The organism is Hydrogenophaga sp. 5NK40-0174 (assembly GCF_040372165.1).
Taxonomy (GTDB): Bacteria; Pseudomonadota; Gammaproteobacteria; order Burkholderiales; family Burkholderiaceae_C; genus Hydrogenophaga.
Genome location: NZ_BAABWG010000002.1, coordinates 300,936 through 319,211 on the forward strand (window position 1 = coordinate 300,936; position 18,276 = coordinate 319,211).

General features: G+C 60.5%; 22 protein-coding genes and 1 tRNA gene. 19 read left to right on the top strand and 4 right to left on the bottom strand.

Annotation, left to right across the window (positions count from 1 at the left end):
* Positions 1–196: 196 nt before the first annotated feature.
* The 8 genes from ABWV89_RS07030 to ABWV89_RS07065 all read left to right on the top strand — a co-directional run bounded on the left by ABWV89_RS07030 (position 197) and on the right by ABWV89_RS07065 (position 6,677).
* Complete coding sequence (locus ABWV89_RS07030) at positions 197–1,021, top strand: methyltransferase domain-containing protein (RefSeq protein WP_353395495.1); 825 nt, start codon at positions 197–199, stop codon at positions 1,019–1,021.
* Positions 1,022–1,245: 224 nt separating this feature from the next.
* Positions 1,246–1,728, top strand: coding sequence for a DUF2244 domain-containing protein (locus ABWV89_RS07035; protein WP_353395496.1), 483 nt, complete (start codon positions 1,246–1,248; stop codon positions 1,726–1,728).
* Positions 1,729–1,831: 103 nt separating this feature from the next.
* A complete protein-coding gene (gene coxB, locus ABWV89_RS07040) occupies positions 1,832–3,055 on the top strand; it encodes a cytochrome c oxidase subunit II (RefSeq protein ID WP_502903182.1) in 1,224 nt (407 codons plus the stop codon).
* A 44-nt stretch (positions 3,056–3,099) separates the two neighbouring features.
* On the top strand, positions 3,100–4,710 hold the full coding sequence (ctaD, locus tag ABWV89_RS07045) for a cytochrome c oxidase subunit I (protein ID WP_353395497.1): 1,611 nt from the start codon (positions 3,100–3,102) through the stop codon (positions 4,708–4,710).
* Between the two features lie 24 nt (positions 4,711–4,734).
* Complete coding sequence (locus ABWV89_RS07050) at positions 4,735–4,857, top strand: cytochrome oxidase small assembly protein (RefSeq protein ID WP_353395498.1); 123 nt, start codon at positions 4,735–4,737, stop codon at positions 4,855–4,857.
* A gap of 44 nt (positions 4,858–4,901) precedes the next feature.
* A complete protein-coding gene (locus ABWV89_RS07055) occupies positions 4,902–5,516 on the top strand; it encodes a cytochrome c oxidase assembly protein (RefSeq protein WP_353395500.1) in 615 nt (204 codons plus the stop codon).
* A complete protein-coding gene (locus ABWV89_RS07060) occupies positions 5,513–5,725 on the top strand; it encodes a DUF2970 domain-containing protein (RefSeq protein ID WP_353395501.1) in 213 nt (70 codons plus the stop codon). The genes ABWV89_RS07055 and ABWV89_RS07060 overlap by 4 nt, the downstream gene beginning before the upstream one ends.
* A gap of 70 nt (positions 5,726–5,795) precedes the next feature.
* Positions 5,796–6,677: a cytochrome c oxidase subunit 3 gene (locus tag ABWV89_RS07065; RefSeq protein WP_353395502.1), complete on the top strand. Its 882-nt coding sequence runs from the start codon at positions 5,796–5,798 to the stop codon at positions 6,675–6,677.
* Between the two features lie 90 nt (positions 6,678–6,767).
* Here the strand turns inward: ABWV89_RS07065 and ABWV89_RS07070 are convergent, their stop codons facing one another.
* A complete protein-coding gene (locus ABWV89_RS07070) occupies positions 6,768–7,016 on the bottom strand; it encodes a twin transmembrane helix small protein (RefSeq protein ID WP_353395503.1) in 249 nt (82 codons plus the stop codon).
* Positions 7,017–7,081: 65 nt separating this feature from the next.
* Here ABWV89_RS07070 and ABWV89_RS07075 point away from each other — a divergent pair, with 65 nt between their 5' ends.
* The 5 genes from ABWV89_RS07075 (at position 7,082) to ABWV89_RS07095 (ending at position 11,307) form a co-directional block, all read left to right on the top strand.
* Positions 7,082–7,834 carry an SURF1 family protein gene (locus ABWV89_RS07075; RefSeq protein WP_353395504.1) on the top strand — a complete coding sequence of 251 codons (753 nt, stop codon included), beginning with the start codon at positions 7,082–7,084 and terminating at the stop codon, positions 7,832–7,834.
* 13 nt (positions 7,835–7,847) lie between these two features.
* A complete protein-coding gene (locus ABWV89_RS07080) occupies positions 7,848–8,504 on the top strand; it encodes an SCO family protein (RefSeq protein ID WP_353395505.1) in 657 nt (218 codons plus the stop codon).
* A 19-nt stretch (positions 8,505–8,523) separates the two neighbouring features.
* Positions 8,524–9,666, top strand: a complete 1,143-nt coding sequence (locus ABWV89_RS07085; protein WP_353395506.1) for a COX15/CtaA family protein — start codon at positions 8,524–8,526, stop codon at positions 9,664–9,666.
* Between the two features lie 86 nt (positions 9,667–9,752).
* Positions 9,753–10,628 carry a heme o synthase gene (gene cyoE / locus ABWV89_RS07090; protein WP_502903167.1) on the top strand — a complete coding sequence of 292 codons (876 nt, stop codon included), beginning with the start codon at positions 9,753–9,755 and terminating at the stop codon, positions 10,626–10,628.
* Between the two features lie 109 nt (positions 10,629–10,737).
* Entirely contained in the window at positions 10,738–11,307 is a 570-nt protein-coding gene (locus ABWV89_RS07095) for an SCO family protein (RefSeq protein WP_353396057.1), read from the top strand.
* A 10-nt stretch (positions 11,308–11,317) separates the two neighbouring features.
* Here the strand turns inward: ABWV89_RS07095 and ABWV89_RS07100 are convergent, their stop codons facing one another.
* Positions 11,318–12,355: a CDP-6-deoxy-delta-3,4-glucoseen reductase gene (locus tag ABWV89_RS07100; RefSeq protein WP_353395508.1), complete on the bottom strand. Its 1,038-nt coding sequence runs from the start codon at positions 12,353–12,355 to the stop codon at positions 11,318–11,320.
* 91 nt (positions 12,356–12,446) lie between these two features.
* Between ABWV89_RS07100 and ABWV89_RS07105 the strand changes: the two genes are divergently transcribed.
* Positions 12,447–13,382, top strand: a complete 936-nt coding sequence (locus tag ABWV89_RS07105) for an SDR family oxidoreductase (protein WP_353395509.1) — start codon at positions 12,447–12,449, stop codon at positions 13,380–13,382.
* 29 nt (positions 13,383–13,411) lie between these two features.
* Here ABWV89_RS07105 and ABWV89_RS07110 read toward each other — a convergent pair whose 3' ends face one another.
* Complete coding sequence (locus ABWV89_RS07110) at positions 13,412–14,398, bottom strand: calcium/sodium antiporter (protein WP_353395510.1); 987 nt, start codon at positions 14,396–14,398, stop codon at positions 13,412–13,414.
* 114 nt (positions 14,399–14,512) lie between these two features.
* Here ABWV89_RS07110 and ABWV89_RS07115 point away from each other — a divergent pair, with 114 nt between their 5' ends.
* Positions 14,513–15,151, top strand: a complete 639-nt coding sequence (locus tag ABWV89_RS07115; RefSeq protein WP_353395511.1) for a glycoside hydrolase family 24 protein — start codon at positions 14,513–14,515, stop codon at positions 15,149–15,151.
* Between the two features lie 68 nt (positions 15,152–15,219).
* Here ABWV89_RS07115 and ABWV89_RS07120 read toward each other — a convergent pair.
* Positions 15,220–15,306: transfer RNA gene (locus tag ABWV89_RS07120), tRNA-Leu, on the bottom strand.
* 39 nt (positions 15,307–15,345) lie between these two features.
* On the opposite strand from ABWV89_RS07120, the gene cysM reads away from it, so the two are divergent.
* The 4 genes from cysM to ABWV89_RS07140 all read left to right on the top strand — a co-directional run bounded on the left by cysM (position 15,346) and on the right by ABWV89_RS07140 (position 18,242).
* On the top strand, positions 15,346–16,248 hold the full coding sequence (gene cysM, locus ABWV89_RS07125) for a cysteine synthase CysM (protein WP_353395512.1): 903 nt from the start codon (positions 15,346–15,348) through the stop codon (positions 16,246–16,248).
* 24 nt (positions 16,249–16,272) lie between these two features.
* Positions 16,273–16,821 carry an NUDIX domain-containing protein gene (locus ABWV89_RS07130; RefSeq protein ID WP_353395513.1) on the top strand — a complete coding sequence of 183 codons (549 nt, stop codon included), beginning with the start codon at positions 16,273–16,275 and terminating at the stop codon, positions 16,819–16,821.
* A 61-nt stretch (positions 16,822–16,882) separates the two neighbouring features.
* On the top strand, positions 16,883–17,110 hold the full coding sequence (locus tag ABWV89_RS07135) for a sulfurtransferase TusA family protein (protein WP_353395514.1): 228 nt from the start codon (positions 16,883–16,885) through the stop codon (positions 17,108–17,110).
* Positions 17,111–17,192: 82 nt separating this feature from the next.
* Positions 17,193–18,242 carry an NAD(P)-dependent oxidoreductase gene (locus ABWV89_RS07140; protein WP_353395515.1) on the top strand — a complete coding sequence of 350 codons (1,050 nt, stop codon included), beginning with the start codon at positions 17,193–17,195 and terminating at the stop codon, positions 18,240–18,242.
* The last annotated feature ends 34 nt before the right edge of the window (positions 18,243–18,276 follow it).

Consider the following 18,276-nt stretch of genomic DNA (forward strand, 5'->3'; position numbering starts at 1 on the left):
ACACCACCGGAAGATGCATTAGCCATTGGCGCCACCTCGAGAGCATCGGGCCAATATACTGAGCATCCAGCCGCCTTGGGCTTGCCTTCCCTTCATTTGTGTCAACCCTTTGGGTTACCTCTACACCGTGCCGAAACCCTCAGGTCAAGAATCTCCTCCTTCTCTCGATGCTCTGGCTGCCCGCAGGTGGCTGAGCATGAATCGCGCACAAAGTCCTTGGCTGCATGAAGAGGTGGGGCGGCGCATGTCCGGGCGCTTGCAGTGGTTCAAGACACTGCCCCAGAGCTGGCTGCACTGGGAGCCGCGGCTGGGCGGGCTGGAAAGTCATGCGGATGTGCAAAAAGCGCTTGGTGCGGCTCAATGCCTGATCGAAGACGCCGGCGACCCGCGTGCGGCGCAACGCCACCTTTCGCCACAAGAAGGTGTGTGGCGAAGACTGCTGGGACCCAGGGGGCCCAAAGTGGCGGAACCCGGGCAGACAGTGGACATGGTCTGGGCCAACATGGCTTTGCATGCGTGGCCCGATCCCCGGGAGCTCATGTCCCGGTGGTACCAGTACCTCCATGACGGTGGTTTTGTCATGTTCTCGTGCTTTGGACCCGACACGCTCGGTGAATTGCGGAGCATCTACGCCAAGGCGGGCTGGGGGCAGCCAGCGCACATGTTTACCGACATGCACGACTGGGGCGACATGCTGGTTCATGAGGGATTTGCGGAACCTGTGATGGACATGGAGCACATTGAGCTGTCCTGGTCGTCGCCACAGGCCATGCTGGCCGAGCTGCGAGAACTGGGGCGAAATCTGTCGAATGCGCGTTTCCGCGGGCTGCGAGGCCGGCAATGGCGGGCCAGCCTAGAGAGTTCACTGGCCCAGAATCTGTCGAGCGGCGAGGATCATCGCCTGAAGTTGCGCTTCGAAGTCGTGTATGGGCATGCCTACCGGACCAGCAAGCCGGTGCGGGGAGACGCGTCGATCAGTTTGGCCGACATGCGTCGGATGCTGGGCCAAAAAAGTGCCTGAGGCCTGATTCCATGCGGGTTGCCACGGTGCTGTGGGCCATGGAAGCGGCCCGTATACCCCAGTCTGTCTGTTCCGCAATGCGATTTCGTCGGGTTTTCCTGTAGCAATGCGGGTTTCCGCCGCTACAATTGACATTGATCAAACTCTTCGGGGGTCGTGCCTGCAGGTAACGCCCCTGTAACGCCGGGCCTATGGTCCGGCGTTTCCTTGAGCGGTGGTTCAGGATGGGTCTCGACACGAAACGACGCAGTCTCGCGCAGGAAACTGATGGCGGTCTGCAATGGACATTGCGCCGCAATTGCTCGGTAACACCGTCCCAGCTGGGGTGGACGTTTGCCATGCTTTGCACGGTGTCTGTCTCGGTCTCAGGCTTTTTCTGGTTCTTTGGCGCGCCTCTGGTGGCGCCATTTGCCGCTCTGGAACTGACGGCGCTGGGCATCGCCTTTCTGGTGTATGCCCGACACGCGGCTGACGGAGAGCGCATCCATCTGGCCAATGGCCGCCTCCTGGTGGAGCAGGAGGTAGCGGGGCAGGTGCATCGCTCGGAATTCGACAGCTGCTGGGTGCAGGTGGTTCCGCTGGAAGGGCGGCATCCGTTGATCGAGGTGCGTTCCGGCGCGCGCTCGGTCCAGGTGGGTCGTCACCTGCATGCGGAATTGCGGCCGGCGCTGGCTTCCGAGCTGCGCCAGGCGCTTCAGCGTGCATGAGGCCTCTTGTGGGTTATCCCTGACGGTTGCTCTGATGAAAGTTTGTTGTAATCGGCATTGATATAAATCAATGCTTATATTTGAGGCGTAAAACGTGACTACGATGAAGAAAACGGGACAACCTTTGCGCGCCCGCTGGATGGCTGCACGCAACAGTGCTGCCGCCCTTGGCCTGAGCGTCGGAGCAGTGATGGGCGCCGCCGCTCAGCAAGTCAATGACTTGCCCGGTGGCCCTGCCGTCAATGGCCTGAACTTCCAGCCAGCTGCGAGCAACGTGGCTGAAGGCCTTCATGGCCTGCACTGGATCATGCTGGCGCTTTGCGCCGTGATCTTCGTGCTGGTTTTCGGCGTCATGTTCTATTCCATCATCAAGCACCGCAAGTCGGTTGGCCATCAGGCGCAAGAGTTGCCTGAGCCGCTTTGGGTGGAGCTGGGCTGGACCATTGTTCCGTTCATCATCGTCGTGATCATGGGCATGATGGCCACCAAGTACGTCGTCGCCCAGAAAGACACCACGGGCAGCGACCTGACCATCAAAGTTGTCGGCATGCAGTGGAAGTGGGGTTACGAGTACCTCAAGGGCGAAGGTGAGGGCATCAACTTCCTCTCCACCCTGGACGTGTCCCACCGTCAGTTGTCCAACAGCGGCAACCTGCCTCCAACCGATGACTACCTTCTGAAGGTCGACAACCCACTGGTGGTGCCTGTCAACAAGAAGGTCCGCATCATCACCACTGCCAACGACGTGATCCACGCCTGGATGGTTCCAGCACTGGGCGTCAAGCAGGACGCGGTGCCCGGTTTCGTGCGCGACAACTGGTTCATGGCCAATCGCACCGGCGACTTCTACGGTCAGTGTGCCGAGCTGTGCGGCAAGGAACATGCCTACATGCCTATTCATGTGCGCGTGCTTTCTGCCGAAGACTACAGTGCCTGGGTGGCCGAGCAGCAGCCAGAAGCCGCTCAGGTGGCTGAGGCCACGCCTGCCGCTGCTGCTCCTGCAGAGGACACCAGCAAAGAGTGGACTCAGGACGAGCTGATGGCGCAGGGCGAGAAGGTCTATGCCAACAACTGTGCTGCGTGCCATCAGGCCAATGGTCAGGGCGCTGGCGCCATCAAGCCGCTGGACGGCTCTGCCATCGTGACAGATGCAGATGCTGCCAAGATGCTGCAGGTCGTGCTCAATGGGGCAGGCAATGGCGGCATGCCGCCGTGGACACACCTGTCGAATGCAGACATTGCCGCTGTCGCGACATATGCGAAGAACAACTGGTCCAACAAGACCGGTCAGGTGGTTCAACCCGCCGAGGTGGTTGCCGCTCGTTAATGAGCGCTTGCCAGCAACAGGATTAGAGCTTCAAAGGAAAAACCATGAGTGCAGTTCTTGATCATCACGACGCACACGACCACCACCATGCGCCAGCCGGCTGGCGCCGCTGGGTGTATGCCACCAACCACAAGGACATCGGTACCCTGTACCTGCTGTTCTCTTTTGCCATGCTGATGTTTGGCGGCGTGCTGGCGCTGGGCATTCGTGCCGAGCTGTTCCAGCCAGGCCTGCAACTGGTCAACCCTGAGCTGTTCAACCAGTTCACGACCATGCACGGCATCATCATGGTGTTCGGCGCGATCATGCCGGCCTTCGTCGGCTACGCCAACTGGATGCTGCCGCTGCAGATCGGTGCGTCCGACATGGCTTTTGCCCGCATGAACAACTTCAGCTTCTGGCTGATGATCCCGGCGGCCATCATCATCGCCCTGGCATTCTTCATGCCCGGCGGTGCGCCTGCTGCTGGCTGGACGCTGTATGCGCCGCTGACCCTGCAGATGGGCCCTTCCATGGACGCTGCCATCTTCGCGATGCACATCCTGGGTGCTTCGTCCATCATGGGATCGATCAACATCATCGTGACCATCCTCAACATGCGCGCCCCTGGCATGACGCTGATGAAGATGCCGATGTTTGCCTGGACCTGGCTGATCACTGCCTACCTGCTGATCGCCGTCATTCCAGTGCTGGCAGGCGCCATCACCATGACCCTGACCGATCGTCACTTCGGTACCGCGTTCTTCAACCCGGCTGGCGGTGGTGACCCGGTGATGTACCAGCACATCTTCTGGTTCTTCGGTCACCCCGAGGTGTACATCCTGATTCTTCCGGCTTTCGGTATCGTCAGCCAGATCATCCCGGCTTTCTCACGCAAGAAACTGTTCGGCTATGCCTCCATGGTGTATGCCACCGGCTCCATTGCCATCCTGAGCTTCGTCGTGTGGGCGCACCACATGTACACCACCGGCATGCCTGTGACCGGTCAGCTCTTCTTCATGTACGCCACCATGTTGATCGCCGTGCCCACGGGCGTGAAGATCTTCAACTGGATTGCGACCATGTGGAAAGGCTCGATGACCTTCGAGACCCCGATGCTGTGGGCCGTGGGCTTCATTTTCGTGTTCACGATGGGCGGCTTCACCGGTCTGATCCTGTCGATGGCGCCGCTGGACCAGCAGTTGCACGACACCTACTACGTGGTGGCGCACTTCCACTACACCATGGTGGCTGGCTCCCTGTTTGCACTGTTCGGTGGTTTCTACTACTGGGCTCCCAAGTGGACCGGCGTGATGTACAACGAGACGCTGGGCAAGCTGCACTTCTGGCTGTCGCTGGTCTTCTTCAACGTCACTTTCTTCCCTCAGCACTTCCTGGGTCTGGCCGGCATGCCACGTCGCTACGCCGACTACCCCATGCAGTTCGCCGACTTCAACATGCTGTCTTCCATCGGTGCCTTCGGCTTCGGCACGATGCAGCTGCTGTTCTTCCTGTTCATCGTCATTCCCGTGATGCGTGGCAAAGGTCAGCCTGCTTCCCAGAAGCCTTGGGATGGTGCTGAAGGTCTGGAGTGGGAAGTTCCTTCCCCAGCACCTCACCACACCTACGAAACGCCACCGAAGCTGGACGAAACCGCTACCCGTGTGGTCGGCTGATCTGGCCCATTTGACTGAGTTGAAATGATGCAGGACCGCGATCGCGAACTCCGACGGAAAAACGTGAAGCTGGCGCTGACGCTGGCCTCTGTTGCACTGATCTTTGCGCTGGGCTTTGTGCTCAAACGCGCACTGATCGGCGTTTGATGTTTCGTCGGTCCTTCTGACGTCTGAAAGAGCAGTTCCGGAACATGGTCAAGCGCGATAACCTGAAGATGGTCGGCAAGCTCGGTGTGATCACGCTGGGCATGTTTGGCTTCGCCTTCGCGCTGGTCCCCATGTACAAGGCCATCTGCGAGGTCACCGGTGTCAACGTTCTGGCCTTGATCGAACTCGAAGGACCGGGCGGCGTTCGTGCCAGCGGTGTTGAAAACACCCAGGTCGACACCAGCCGCACCATCACGGTCGAGTTTGATGCCAATGCCCGCGGGCCCTGGCATTTCAAACCTGCCGTGCGGACACTGGAAGTGCATCCCGGCGAACTCAACACCGTCATGTACGAGTTCCAGAATGTGCAGGACCGGACCATGGCCGCCCAGGCGATTCCGAGCTACGCGCCGAAAGTCTCAGCCTCTCATTTCAACAAGATCGAGTGCTTCTGTTTCAATCAATACACTCTTGCGCCCGGTGAGAAGAAGCAATGGCCCGTCGCCTTTGTGATCGACTCCAAGCTGCCCAAGGATGTCAAGACCATCACCCTGTCCTACACCTTCTTTGAAGTGGGCGGCGCCGCGGTGCCACCGGCACCTCAGAGCAGTGCCGATGCGGGACAGGTCGTGCGGTCTCTGCCAGCGAGTCGCTCATGACCGAGAACACGCCAATCCATCGGCGCAAGGGCTCGTTCGTCGGCACGCTCAAGGCGGTTTTGTGGGGGTTTCTGGGGGTGCGCAAGGGTGCTGACTATCAGCGCGATATTGCCGAACTCAATCCCCTCCACCTGATCGCCATGGGTATTGTCATGGCATTTGTATTTGTGGTCGGACTGATTGTCCTGGTCAACTGGATAGCCGGTTGACAGGGTGGCAGCAGTCCGGACGGTTCATATTTTTCGCATAACAATCATCTAGCGTACTTCTGGAGATCCCATGTCAGCAGCAAGTCACGGCACGACGCCTTACTACTTTGTCCCAGGGCTGTCGAGCTACCCTGTGTTGTCGGCCACCGGCCTTTTCTTTGTGATCCTCGGCGCTGGTCAGTGGATCAACGGTGCTTCCTGGGGCATGTACTCCGTGCTCTGCGGGCTGGTGTTCTGGCTTGCCGTCCTTTTTGCCTGGTTCCGTGAAGCAGTGGGCGAGAGCGAGAGCGGTCAGTACAGCCGAAAGATCGACATTTCCTTCCGCTGGAGCATGAGCTGGTTCATCTTCTCCGAGGTGATGTTCTTTGGCGCTTTCTTCTCGGCCCTTTGGTGGGCGCGTGCCCACTCGGTGCCACAGCTGGGCAATATCGAAAATGCACTGCTCTGGCCTGACTTCTCTGCCGTGTGGCCCAGCAATCAAGTCGGTGCGACCGCTTCTCCGGCAGGGATTGTGGAGCCGTTCCAGACTGTTGGCGCTCTGTGGTTGCCCACCATCAACACCGCACTGCTGCTGACCTCCGGTGTCACGCTCACCATTGCTCACCATGCACTGCAAGCTGGCAACCGTGGCAAGACCATCATGTTCATGTGGATGACGGTTCTGCTGGGTATCGTGTTCCTGTTCGTGCAGGGCTTCGAGTATGCACACGCCTACGCTGACCTGAACCTCAAGCTCTCGTCCGGTGTCTACGGGTCGACCTTCTACATGCTCACCGGCTTCCACGGCTTCCACGTGTTTGTCGGCATGCTGATGCTGTTGTTCATCACATTCCGTCTGCATGCAGGCCACTTCACCACCGAGCGTCACTTCGGATTCGAAGGCGCTGCCTGGTACTGGCACTTTGTGGACGTGGTCTGGCTGGGCCTGTACATCCTGGTTTACTGGATGTAATGCCATCGGGTTCGGGGAGTGCCGTCAGGCACTCCCCCAAAAGAAAAGGCGCCCTTGGGCGCTTTTTCTTTTGGAGGTTGGTGGCGAGATTTATTGTCCCGGCTTGATTCCTGTGGGTTCTATCCAGCCCATCCAGTAGCTCAACAGCACGATCAGGAACAGCAGGATGGAGAAGCCGACGCGAAAGGCAAGCGCAGTCGCCATGTTGCCCTTCCTGCGAGGCGGAGCGCTGCTCTCGGTGCTGTCTTCGGCCGTTTGACCGCCGCGCATCATGAGTACCAGCGCGGTGACCAGACTGCCAATGATTGCAATGAACGCCAGAATCACGAGGTATTTCATGGGTTCCATTATCCCGGCTTTTGGGCGTGTTCAGCCCAGATCAACCCACGTTGAGTCAGACTGACATGATGGAATCCGCATCGCCAAAACGCTCGCTCCGCTTCTGGCTGGTGACACTCGCCGCCCTGGTTGCGGTCAGCGTGACCGCCAGTCTTGGTGTTTGGCAATTGGGTCGTGCCCAACAGAAAACGGATCTCCAGGCACGCATCGACGCGCAATGGAATGCTGCACCGATAGCGAATGCTGCCCTGTTCCAGTCTGCAGATATGCAAGGCTTGCATTACACCCCGGCGTCCGTCACAGGCCAATGGGTGCCAGAGCATACGATCTACCTGGACAACCGGACCATGAATGGGCGCCCAGGGTATCTGGTGGTAACGCCGCTGACCTTGGCCGGCAAGGACGCTACCCTGATGGTGCAGCGAGGCTGGATCCCGCGCGACTTTCAGGATAGGAAGCGCCTCCCGGATCTGCCCTTGCCGGAAGGAGACGTGACGGTGTCAGGCAGATTGTCTCCTCCGCCGTCGCACTATTTCGAGCTGGGCGAGTCTGAAGAAGGACCAATCCGGCAAAATATCGATCTGGGCGCTTTTTCCCGCGAAACCGGGTTGGCGCTGTTCACCCAACTGTCCCTCCAGCAAACCGGGGACGAAGCCAGTGCGCTCAAGCGCGACTGGCCGCGCTTTGAGGCCGATGTGCACAAGCACTACGGATACGCGGCGCAGTGGTTTGGCTTGTGTGCCCTGGTGGCATTTCTCTATGTCTGGTTCCAATTCATCCAACCCCGACGCCAACGTCGCCCGCACGGGCACGACTGACTCTCCACTGACCATGACGGTCCACACTCTGCCCAGACCCGGGGCCGAGATGGCAGACGACATTGCGCGTACCCGCAGTGGCCGATGGAAGATGATTGTTCTCTTCCTGATCTGCGCCGCGCCCGTCATCGCGTCGTATTTCACGTACTACGTGGTGCGTCCGGGAGCGACCAGCAGCTATGGCCAGTTGATTGACCCTCAGCGCCCGCTGCCCGCCTGGGCAGGGGCAGACCTGGAAGGTCGCACTGTGCCGCTGGCAAGCCTGAAGGACCAATGGTTGCTGATCAGTGTGGCTGACCGCGAGTGCGGCCAGCCATGTGAGCAGCACCTGTATCTGCAGCGGCAATTGCGGGAGATGCTGGGCAAGAACAAGGATCGCCTTGACTGGGTGTTGCTCTACTCGGGCGATGAGGCTATCCGGGACGAATTGCGACCCGCTCTGGAGCAAGGCGTGGCACTGAAAGTTGACTCGCAGGCGCTGGCCCAGTGGCTGGCACCTGCACCTGGTCAGCAGCTGTCCGATCACCTCTATCTGGTCGACCCCATGGGCAACTGGATGCTGCGTTTCCCCGCCGACATGGATCACAAGCAGGTGCGCAAGGACCTGGAGCGATTGATGCGCGCTTCGGCTTTCTGGGACCAGGCAGGGCGTCCCTCGGACAGCGAGTAACGCAGGCAGTTCAACCGGTATGGAAAGCCAGTCGCTCTACGACCTTTCACCCATCCTCTGGATGATGGGGTTTGGCCTCCTGCTCGCAGCGGCGCCGTTGTCCTGGCTGTGGCTGCGCCACCGAAACGCCTCAGGCGACCAGCGCTACCAGCGCCTGGCTGTGCTCACCTTGTTTCTGACCTTTGATCTGGTGCTGTTTGGTGCGTTCACCCGCCTGACCGATTCCGGTCTGGGATGCCCCGATTGGCCTGGTTGTTACGGAAGCGCGAGCCCGGTGGGGGCACATGCAGAAATTTCCCAGGCGCAGGAAGCCATGCCGACAGGTCCTGTGACCCATTCCAAGGCCTGGGTGGAAATGATCCATCGTTACCTGGCCACAGGTGTGGGTGTTCTGATCATCGCGTTGACGGTGATGGCATGGCGGCAAAGGCGCCAACTCCCTCTCTCACCTTGGTGGGCAACCTTTACCCTGGTGTGGGTCTGCCTGCAGGGTGCTTTTGGTGCGCTGACGGTGACCATGAAGCTGTTTCCAGCTATCGTGACCCTGCATTTGCTGGGCGGTCTGATATTGATTGCCTTGCTCAGGGTGCAGACCGTTCAGCCGTTGCCGGCGCCGCAGCTGATGGGTGCAGGGCGTTGGTGGTGGGCGCTGGCGGTGGTGACCGGCATGGTTTGGCTGCAAATTGCCTTGGGCGGTTGGGTCAGCACCAACTATGCCGTTCTGGCCTGCAACGAATTTCCCGCCTGCCAGGGCAGTTTTTGGCCCGCCATGAATTTTGACGACGGCTTTACCCTGTGGCGTCCATTGGGCATGGATGGCAGCGGACAACCGATCACCTTTGCTGCTCTCACAGCCATCCACTATGTGCACCGCCTGATGGCGTATGCCGTGCTGGTGGCGCTGGTCTGGCTGGGGTGGCGTCTTCGCCGTGAGCCAATCGCACGCGGGCTTTCCAACGCGCTGCTGGCTTTGGCGGCCTGGCAGTTGCTCACAGGCCTGTCCAATGTGATTCTTGACTGGCCCCTGCTGGCAGCCGTGGCTCACACAGGGGGTGCTGCCGCTCTGGTCATGGTGTTGACCGGATCGCTTGTCCGCTATCGCGGTGCAATGGGTTCGCCCAGCGTGACGCCTGTGCAGCGAGCCACCGGGGCCCTGACCTGAATCCGAACTCGCACTCGAACCCGAACTCGAATACGTATAGTTTTCCCTGACCGATGTCTTCCGCTTCTTCCGCTCCTGCTGCAGTCATGCCTTCCACGTGGCGGCAGTTCTATGCACTGACCAAACCGCGCGTGGTCCAGCTGATCGTCTTCTGCGCCCTGATTGGCATGGTGCTCGCCGTGCCGGGTGTGCCCAGTTGGCAGCAAGTCTGGGTAGGCGCATTGGCCTGTCTGGGCATCTGGCTGGTGGCTGGGGCCGCTGCCGCATTCAACTGCGTCGTCGAGCAACAGATCGATGCCAAGATGAAGCGCACCGCCTGGCGCCCGACGGCAAAGGGTGAACTCACCAACCCGCAGACGCTGACTTTCTCTGCGGTGCTGTGTGCGCTGGGTTCTGCGATCCTCTATGTGTGGGTGAACCCCCTGACCATGTGGCTGACGTTCGCGACTTTTGTGGGCTATGCGGTGATCTACACCGTGGTGCTCAAGCCGCTCACGCCGCAGAACATCGTCATCGGTGGGGCATCCGGCGCCATGCCACCCGTGCTGGGCTGGGCTGCCATGGCCGGAGAGGTCACGCCGCAGGCGTTGATGCTCTTCCTCATCATCTTCCTGTGGACGCCGCCGCATTTCTGGGCGCTGGCGCTCTACCGGGTGGAAGACTATCGAAAGTCCGGCCTGCCCATGTTGCCGGTGACCCATGGCTCTGCCTTCACGCGGCTGCAGATTCTTCTCTATACCTTGATTCTGTTTGCAGCCTGCCTCATGCCTTTTGTGATGCGCATGAGCGGCTGGCTGTACCTCGTGGTGGCAGTGGCTCTGAGCATCGGGTTCACCGGGTACGCGTTTGCACTGTGGCGCAATTATTCGGATGCGCTGGCGCGCAAGACCTTCCGCTTCTCATTGATCCATCTGTCGTTGCTGTTCGCCGCGCTGCTGCTGGATCACTACCTGATCGCCTGACACCGGAAAGCTGGAGACCCGTATGACACGATCGACTCTCGACCATTTGCTCTCTGTGCGCCTGATGCGCCGGATGGCCCTGACCATTGGGCTGTCTTTGGGAGCAGCCATGCTCACTGCGTGTGACGGCAAGGAAGGCGGCACCGGATCGGGTGCGAGTTTCAACGGTGTGGACATCACCGGTGCAGACTATGCACTGGACTTCAAACTGCCTGACCACAATGGACAGGTGCGTACCCTCGCGGATTTTCGGGGCAAGGTGGTGGTGGTGTTCTTTGGCTACACGCAATGCCCTGACGTGTGCCCCACCTCACTGAGTGAACTGGCGGCTGCCAAGGAGCTGCTGGGGCCGGACGGCGAGAACATGCAGGGCCTGTTCGTCAGCGTTGACCCTGCGCGCGACACCCCGGAAATCATGAAGGCCTACATGGGCAATTTCGATCCTGCTTTTCTGGCACTCCATGCCACTGCGGAAGAACTGCCCGAGCTGACCAAACAGTTCCGGATCTACTACAAGAAGGTGGCGGGTCCTACGCCGACCAGCTACACGATGGACCACTCGGCTGGTAGCTATGTCTACGACACCGAAGGCCGTATTCGTCTCTACCACCGCTATGCGAGTGGCCCCGACAAGCTGGCAGCAGATGTCAAGGCACTGCTGGCTGAAGCAAGCCAGTAGCGCCTGGTCCTCATTCGCCAGCCTTGTCGGCGGCGCTGGTGAATGCATCAGCGAAGAAGGCCTCGGCCGGCAGGCCAGCCTTTGCGGTGAAGTCATTCTGGGCCGACTCGACCACGATCGGAGCGCCGCAAGCATACACCTCATGACCCGAGAGGTCCGGGTGGTCTTCCAGCACAGCCAGATGGACAAACCCGGTGCGACCCGTCCACTGGTCTTCAGGCAAGGCGTCTGAGATCACTGGCACATAGCTCAGCTTGGGCATGGCTGCCAGTTTCTCATCGATCCATGCAGCCTGATACAGGTCGGCAGGCCGTCGGCCTCCCCAGTAGATGGTGGCGGGACGGTCGATGCCTTCGTGCTGCATGTGATCGATGATGGCCTTGATGGGCGCAAAACCAGTGCCTGAGGCCAGGAAAATGATCGGCTTTTCGTTGTCCTTGCGCAGGAAAAAGCCGCCGTAAGGTCCTTCGACGCGAAGAATGTCCTTTTCCTTCATCGCGCCAAAGACGTGGTCGGTGAATTTTCCGCCGGGCATGTGACGAATATGGAGCTCCAGTGATGGTTTCTGCGCTTGCGTGTGCGGCGCATTCGCCATCGAGTAGCTGCGGCGGTCACCATCGCGCAGCAGGAACTCGACATATTGGCCGGCATGGTACTGGAACGTGTCGGCGGCCGGCAGCTGCAACTGCACCAGCATGACATCGCTTGATGCCTTCTCCATGCCGCTGACTCGCACGGGCATTTTCTTGATGGGGAATGCGCCTTCCTCGGCCACCTGGCGCGACTCCAGCGTCACGTCTGATTGGGCGACGCCGCAGCAGGTGAGAACGAACCCGTTGGTCTCTTCCTGGGCGCTCAGCGCCTTCTCCTGGTGGGGACCATGCTTGACCACACCCGAGACCAGTTTGCATTTGCAAGAGCCGCATGCTCCGTCCTTGCAACCGTACGGCAAACCGATACCTTGACGAATGCCGGCGGCCAGAATGGTTTCGCCATCCTCGGTGTTGAATTGACGGCCGCTCGGGGTCACGGTGATGCTGAATGTCATACTCGGGCTTCTCTTCCTGGGTTGTCGAGGGCGGGCGACAGCGCCGGCCCGTCATGCAAACCTGTCTATTGTCGCAAATTGTCCTGAAACCATGGCTGTCACGACCCACATGCCCCTCGGTGCCTTGCCCTCGCGCTTTCGTCGGCAGCGTCTGCTGATCGTGGGTTGCGGCGACGTCGGGCTACGGGTGGCGGCCATCGCTTCACGTTTTGGCGGGCGGCGCGTGCTGACGCTGACTTCCAGCCCCGAGCGCGTCGACAGCTTGAGGGCAGCCGGGCTCGAGCCATTGCTTGGCAACCTGGATGTGCCGGCAAGCCTCAGGCGCCTGGCAGGACTGGGCACGCGGATCCTGCATCTGGCGCCACCGCCTGCTGACGACCGGTCGGCCATTCACGATCCCCGGACCCGTGCGCTCACCAGGGCGCTGGTTCGCCGCAGCCGCCCGGCTTCAGCCGTATACGGGTCGACCAGCGGGGTCTATGGGGACAGGCAAGGCCAATGGCTGGCCGAAACGGCGTCATGCCAGCCCCAGACCCCCCGCGGCCACCGTCGCGTCGATGCCGAGAACCACTGGCATGGGTTTGGCCTGCGCGCAGGCGTCTCCACGCGGGTTTTGCGCATACCCGGCATTTATGCAAACGATCGTGCAGGTGGTACGCCGCGCGAGAGGCTGCTCAAGGGGACGCCAGTGCTGGCCCAGGCGGATGATGTTTACACCAACCACATCCATGCCGATGATCTGGCCAGAGCCTGCTGGCTGGCGCTCTGGCGGGGAGGGGCTCAGCGCAACTTCCACGTCACGGACGATACCGAGATGAAGATGGGTGACTACTTTGACGCCGCTGCTGACCTGTATGGCCTGCAACGCCCGCCCAGGGTGTCACGAAAGGAAGCGGTCAACGCTGTCTCGCCCATGCAACTGAGCTTCATGAGCGAATCGCGACGGCTGCGAAACCAGCGCATGAAGAATGAGCTGGGGTTGAGGCTTGTCTATCCCACTGTCATCGACGGACTGAAGCAAGGCTGAGCCGAGCAGGGGCCGATAACATGCGTTGCTCAGGTGGGCAGAGTGTGGCCCCGCAAGCTGGAGAGCACCCAGCCTGTGTAGGCCAGGTAGGCAAGCAGCAGCGCAGCAGCTTCGTATCGGTTGATGCGGCCCTGCCGCCCTCGCCAGCCAAGGCTCATGATGAACAATGTGACGGTCAGCACAACCATCACAGGCAGGTCCCGCTCGATGGCCTCTGCCTCCAGGGAGAAGGGCGAAATCGCGCCGGCCAGGCCGACAGCGGCGAGCGTGTTCAGCATGTTGGAGCCCAGCACGTTGCCCAGCGCAATGTCATCCTGGCCTTTCTTTGCGGCAGCAATGCATGAGGCCAGCTCCGGCAATGAGGTGCCCAGTGCCAGAATCGTCAGACCGATGATCAGCTCGCTGATGCCCAATGCTCGTGCGCCTTCAACTGCGCCCCAGACCAGCATGCGTGAACTGCCAATGAGGACAAGAAGCCCCATGGCGAGCTTGTTGAGCGCCTGACCTTTGGTCAGTTTGATGTCCTGGATCCCCGCGGCAGTTTCCTTGCCCCAGGTGTCTCCGCGATTGCGCCGGCCTTCGACGATGGACCAGCCGAACATGGTGAGGAACACCAGCAGCAGAATACTGCTGTCCCAGCGGGTGAGCTGGCCGTCGATGGCCAGACCGGCGGCGAGTGCCGTCATCACGATGAGCAGGGGCATTTCCTTGCGCAATACCTTGGAATCGACCTTCATGGGCACGATCCAGGCTGTGACGCCCACGATCAAGGTGATGTTGACGATGTTGGACCCCCAGGCGTTGCCCAGCGCCAGATAAGGTGTCCCGTCCAGGGCAGCGAGTGTGGAGACGACCAGCTCGGGTGCCGATGTGCCAAACCCGACGATGACCATGCCCACCAGCAGGGGCGGGACCTTGTGATGATGCGCAGTCGCTGCAGCGCCATCCACGAATGCGTCTGCACTCCAGACCAGCAGGGCGAGGCCGGTGATGACGGCGAGAGCGGGAAGTAGCACGATCGGGTTTCTGAGATGATGATGGTGTTTGCATCCATTGTGTCAGCATCGGAAGGACCGGTCCGTCATGGGCTCCTCTCTCCAGTGCGCCATCTTCACGGAAGCCTGATCAGCTTGCGCACCACATTCAACCGTATTCTGCTGTGGAGTCTGTCCCTGACCGTGGTGGCGGCCGGCGTGCTGGCCGCTGCATGGTGGTACTGGCCGGCTGCCTTTCTGCCTGGTACGAGGGGCTTGAGCATCTCTGGAGGCGACCCTCATTTGCGCGCCCTGATGCGGACCATCTCTGCCAGTGAGGCCAATGTGCCCAATCCTTACCACGTGCTGCATGGCGGCGAGACGGTGGGTTCACTGGATCAGCACCCCAACCAGTGCATGGCCATCCATGCCGGTCCGAACAGGGGGAAATGCTCCACGGCGGCAGGCCGCTATCAGCTGCTGCACGCGACCTGGATGGAGCTGGCACAGCGGTATCACCCTGCCGCAGGGACCGCAAACGCAGGTGACGATCCCCGTGTGCTGCCGTTCGGCCCGGTCGATCAGGATACGGTGGTCATGCAGTGGCTGGCAGACGAAAAGGCCTGGGGCATGGACATTGCCGGGCGCCTGCAAAATGGCGAGGTGGAGGTGGTGTTCAAGCGGCTTTCGGGCACATGGACCAGTCTGGGCTATGGGTCCGAGTCCAACCAGATGAGCTCAGTGCTGCCGCGAATCTACGGACAGATGCTTCAGGAAGAGCTTGACCGGCAGTAAAACTGCTCTCATGAACCCTCTCGTGGGGCAAAAAAAAGCTCCTCTGCATGGCAGAAGAGCTCTTGTCGTGGTGCCGGAGGCCGGACTCGAACCGGCACACCATCTCTGGCGGGGGATTTTGAATCCCCTGCGTCTACCAATTTCGCCACTCCGGCGGCATCTCAGACAGACCGAAATTATGGCACAGTGCAAGGATGATGTATTCGACCATTGAAGACGCCATCGGCAAAACACCTTTGGTGCGCCTGCAGCGCATAGGCGCGCAGGAGAACGAGTCACGTGGAAACGTGGTACTGGGCAAGCTGGAAGGCAACAATCCTGCGGGGTCGGTCAAGGATCGGCCAGCCGTATCCATGATTCGTCGCGCGGAAGAGCGTGGTGACATTCGGGCCGGTGACACCCTGATCGAGGCGACATCCGGCAATACTGGCATTGCGCTGGCGATGGCCGCAGCCATCAAGGGCTACCGGATGGTGCTCATCATGCCGGAAGACCTTTCCATCGAGCGGGCACAGACCATGAAGGCTTTTGGCGCGGAGCTGGTGCTCACGCCCAAGAGTGGGGGCATGGAGTACGCGCGTGACCTGGCAGAGAAGATGGCCAGTGAAGGCAAGGGGCGCGTGCTTGATCAGTTTGCCAACGGTGACAACCCGCGAATCCACTATGAGACGACCGGCCCGGAGTTGTGGGAGCAGACCGGCGGCAAGATCACGCATTTTGTCAGTGCCATGGGCACAACAGGAACCATCACGGGCGTCTCCCGGTACCTGAAGGAGAAAAACCCTGCCATCCGGATTGTCGGTGCCCAGCCGGCGGAAGGCTCGCGCATTCCCGGTATTCGCAAATGGCCGCAGGAATACCTGCCCAAGATCTACGATCCCACCCATGTTGACGAACTTGTCTATGTGAGCCAGTCGGACGCAGAAGAGATGTGTCGGCGGCTGGCCAGGGAAGAAGGCATATTTGCCGGCATTTCCGCCGCCGGGGCTTGCTGGGTGGCGCAGCAGGTGGCCGCTCAATGCCAGGATGCGACGATTGCCTTTGTCGTGTGCGACAGGGGTGATCGCTATCTGTCCACCGGCGTGTTTCCTGCCTGACGCATCAGAAGGAGCCTGTGCCCGATGTCGGATGAATTTCGTTTTTGCCCCCAATGCGCAGCTGCACTGACCTGGCTTGAAGAGCAGGAAGACGGCGGCGCCAAGACGCGCTTGAGGTGTGCTGCCTGTGGCTATACGCACTGGAACAACCCCACCCCTGTGCTGGCGGCCATTGTGGAGCTCGATGGCAAGGTGCTGCTGGCACGCAACGCCAATTGGGAGCAGCGCATGTTCGGGCTGATCACCGGCTTCATGGAGGCTGGCGAGTCCCCCGAGGAAGGCATCCGGCGGGAAATCGCGGAGGAAACGGCACTGGAAGTGGACGCACTGCAGCTGGTCGGTGTCAACGAGTTTCTCCGGATGAACCAGGTCTTGATCACCTATCACGCCAAGGCTCACGGCGAAGTTCGGCTTTCACCGGAGCTCTCCGAGTACAAGCTTTTTGCATTGGAGGATGTGCGCTGTTGGCCCATGGGGACAGGCCTGGCGCTGGCCTCATGGCTTCGTTCCAGAGGCGTCGAGCCGCAATTCATGGCGCCGCCAGAGCCCCCAAAGGGTGTCGGCAATCAGTGAAATTACCCGTTGGCAAAATGGGTAGCTGATTAAAATACGCTCAGTAACAGGAAATTCTCACATGGAAGCACATCGCGAACTCGACGCTCGGGGCCTGAACTGCCCCCTGCCCATTCTCAAGGCCAAGAAGGCGCTCGCAGAAATGCAGTCGGGTCAGTTGCTGCGCGTGGTCGCGACCGACGCAGGCTCGGTGCGTGACTTCCAGGCGTTTGCCAAACAGACGGGAAACGAGCTGGTGGACCAGGAAACCGTGGGCGGTGATTTCATTTCGGTGATCAAGCGCCGCTGACACGAATCAAGCCGGCCTGTGCCGGCATGGGTGAGAGGCTCGGGCAGTGGACTGTCCCGACACTTCGGCCCCCTGGCAACTGATGGATATTTTGCTGATCGATCCCATTGTTCCTGAGGCCTTGAAGTGGCTTCAGGCGCAGTATGACGTCAGTTACCTGCCGGAGCTGGCAGACGATCCGGGCGAATTCAAACGGCAGCTCTACAAAACGCGAGCGGTCGTGCTGCCTCCCCAAGTCATCGTGAGCGAAGCGGTTCTGGATTTTGCGCCGAAGCTGAAGCTGATTGCTCGCATGCAGGTCTCCAGCGACAACACCGATATGGCCGCTTGCAGGAAGCGCGGCGTTCGCGTGGTACAGGCCAGAAGCGCTACCGTGCGCTCCAATGCCGAGTATTTGCTCTATGGCTTGCTGATGTTGTACCGACGCGGCATGGTCAGTGCGCTGCTGGGACGCAGGCTGGCCGAAGTGCGGATGGGGCGTGAGCTGGCCGGCAGTACCGTCGGCTTGCTGGGGCTGGCACCGGTGGCACACACACTCGCTCCAATGCTCAAGTCGCTGGGCGTGCGCCTGATCGGTTATGACCCGGCGGTGCATCACGCGGCACCGATCTGGCGACGTCTCGGCGTGGAGGCAGTCTCGGTCAACGAGCTTCTCGAGCGCTCTGACGCCGTCTCATTGCAAGTGGTCTATGCCCAGCGTTTCCGGGGCTGGATCAACGAGCGCATGCTCAACCATTGCAAGCCGGGGCAGCTGTGGGTGGGGGTCTCCCGCAGTTCGTTGTTTGACTCGGAGGCATTGGCTCTGGCGCTGACGGATGGACGCATCGATGCCTGCCTGCTCGATGGTGCCAACCCGGCGTTTGCTGCGGAGGGAACGCCCTTGTTCGGTATTCCCAACCTTCACCTGACGCCACGCCTGGGCTCCCACACGCGCGAGGCAAAACTCAGGGCCAGCTGGTATGTGGCGTATCGCATTCATGAGACCCTGAATCCGGAGGCGGGCAGGATGGATGGGCCGACCAGTGATTTCTCACATTCGGATCATGGCGAGTACACAGATCCGCAGGCGGCGACGCCCTCGCAGTGGGCGTCGCTTGAGGTGATCAAGAAACTCGGCCGGGATCGCGGCTGACCCCACTTCACTGCACTGGCGGTGCCGCATGCCG

What these genes read in the sequence shown, in the direction of transcription:
- ABWV89_RS07050 (WP_353395498.1), top strand. Translation starts at nt 4,735, where the DNA reads ATGATGCAGGACCGCGATCGCGAACTCCGACGGAAAAACGTGAAGCTG.
- ctaD (WP_353395497.1), top strand. Translation starts at nt 3,100, where the DNA reads ATGAGTGCAGTTCTTGATCATCACGACGCACACGACCACCACCATGCG.
- ABWV89_RS07055 (WP_353395500.1), top strand. Translation starts at nt 4,902, where the DNA reads ATGGTCAAGCGCGATAACCTGAAGATGGTCGGCAAGCTCGGTGTGATC.
- ABWV89_RS07140 (WP_353395515.1), top strand. Translation starts at nt 17,193, where the DNA reads ATGGATATTTTGCTGATCGATCCCATTGTTCCTGAGGCCTTGAAGTGG.
- coxB (WP_502903182.1), top strand. Translation starts at nt 1,832, where the DNA reads ATGAAGAAAACGGGACAACCTTTGCGCGCCCGCTGGATGGCTGCACGC.
- ABWV89_RS07070 (WP_353395503.1), bottom strand. Translation starts at nt 7,016, where the DNA reads ATGAAATACCTCGTGATTCTGGCGTTCATTGCAATCATTGGCAGTCTG.
- ABWV89_RS07060 (WP_353395501.1), top strand. Translation starts at nt 5,513, where the DNA reads ATGACCGAGAACACGCCAATCCATCGGCGCAAGGGCTCGTTCGTCGGC.
- ABWV89_RS07075 (WP_353395504.1), top strand. Translation starts at nt 7,082, where the DNA reads ATGATGGAATCCGCATCGCCAAAACGCTCGCTCCGCTTCTGGCTGGTG.
- ABWV89_RS07130 (WP_353395513.1), top strand. Translation starts at nt 16,273, where the DNA reads ATGTCGGATGAATTTCGTTTTTGCCCCCAATGCGCAGCTGCACTGACC.
- ABWV89_RS07035 (WP_353395496.1), top strand. Translation starts at nt 1,246, where the DNA reads ATGGGTCTCGACACGAAACGACGCAGTCTCGCGCAGGAAACTGATGGC.
- ABWV89_RS07135 (WP_353395514.1), top strand. Translation starts at nt 16,883, where the DNA reads ATGGAAGCACATCGCGAACTCGACGCTCGGGGCCTGAACTGCCCCCTG.
- ABWV89_RS07085 (WP_353395506.1), top strand. Translation starts at nt 8,524, where the DNA reads ATGGAAAGCCAGTCGCTCTACGACCTTTCACCCATCCTCTGGATGATG.
- ABWV89_RS07030 (WP_353395495.1), top strand. Translation starts at nt 197, where the DNA reads ATGAATCGCGCACAAAGTCCTTGGCTGCATGAAGAGGTGGGGCGGCGC.
- cysM (WP_353395512.1), top strand. Translation starts at nt 15,346, where the DNA reads ATGATGTATTCGACCATTGAAGACGCCATCGGCAAAACACCTTTGGTG.
- ABWV89_RS07100 (WP_353395508.1), bottom strand. Translation starts at nt 12,355, where the DNA reads ATGACATTCAGCATCACCGTGACCCCGAGCGGCCGTCAATTCAACACC.
- ABWV89_RS07105 (WP_353395509.1), top strand. Translation starts at nt 12,447, where the DNA reads ATGGCTGTCACGACCCACATGCCCCTCGGTGCCTTGCCCTCGCGCTTT.
- ABWV89_RS07095 (WP_353396057.1), top strand. Translation starts at nt 10,738, where the DNA reads ATGCTCACTGCGTGTGACGGCAAGGAAGGCGGCACCGGATCGGGTGCG.
- ABWV89_RS07065 (WP_353395502.1), top strand. Translation starts at nt 5,796, where the DNA reads ATGTCAGCAGCAAGTCACGGCACGACGCCTTACTACTTTGTCCCAGGG.
- cyoE (WP_502903167.1), top strand. Translation starts at nt 9,753, where the DNA reads ATGCCTTCCACGTGGCGGCAGTTCTATGCACTGACCAAACCGCGCGTG.
- ABWV89_RS07080 (WP_353395505.1), top strand. Translation starts at nt 7,848, where the DNA reads ATGACGGTCCACACTCTGCCCAGACCCGGGGCCGAGATGGCAGACGAC.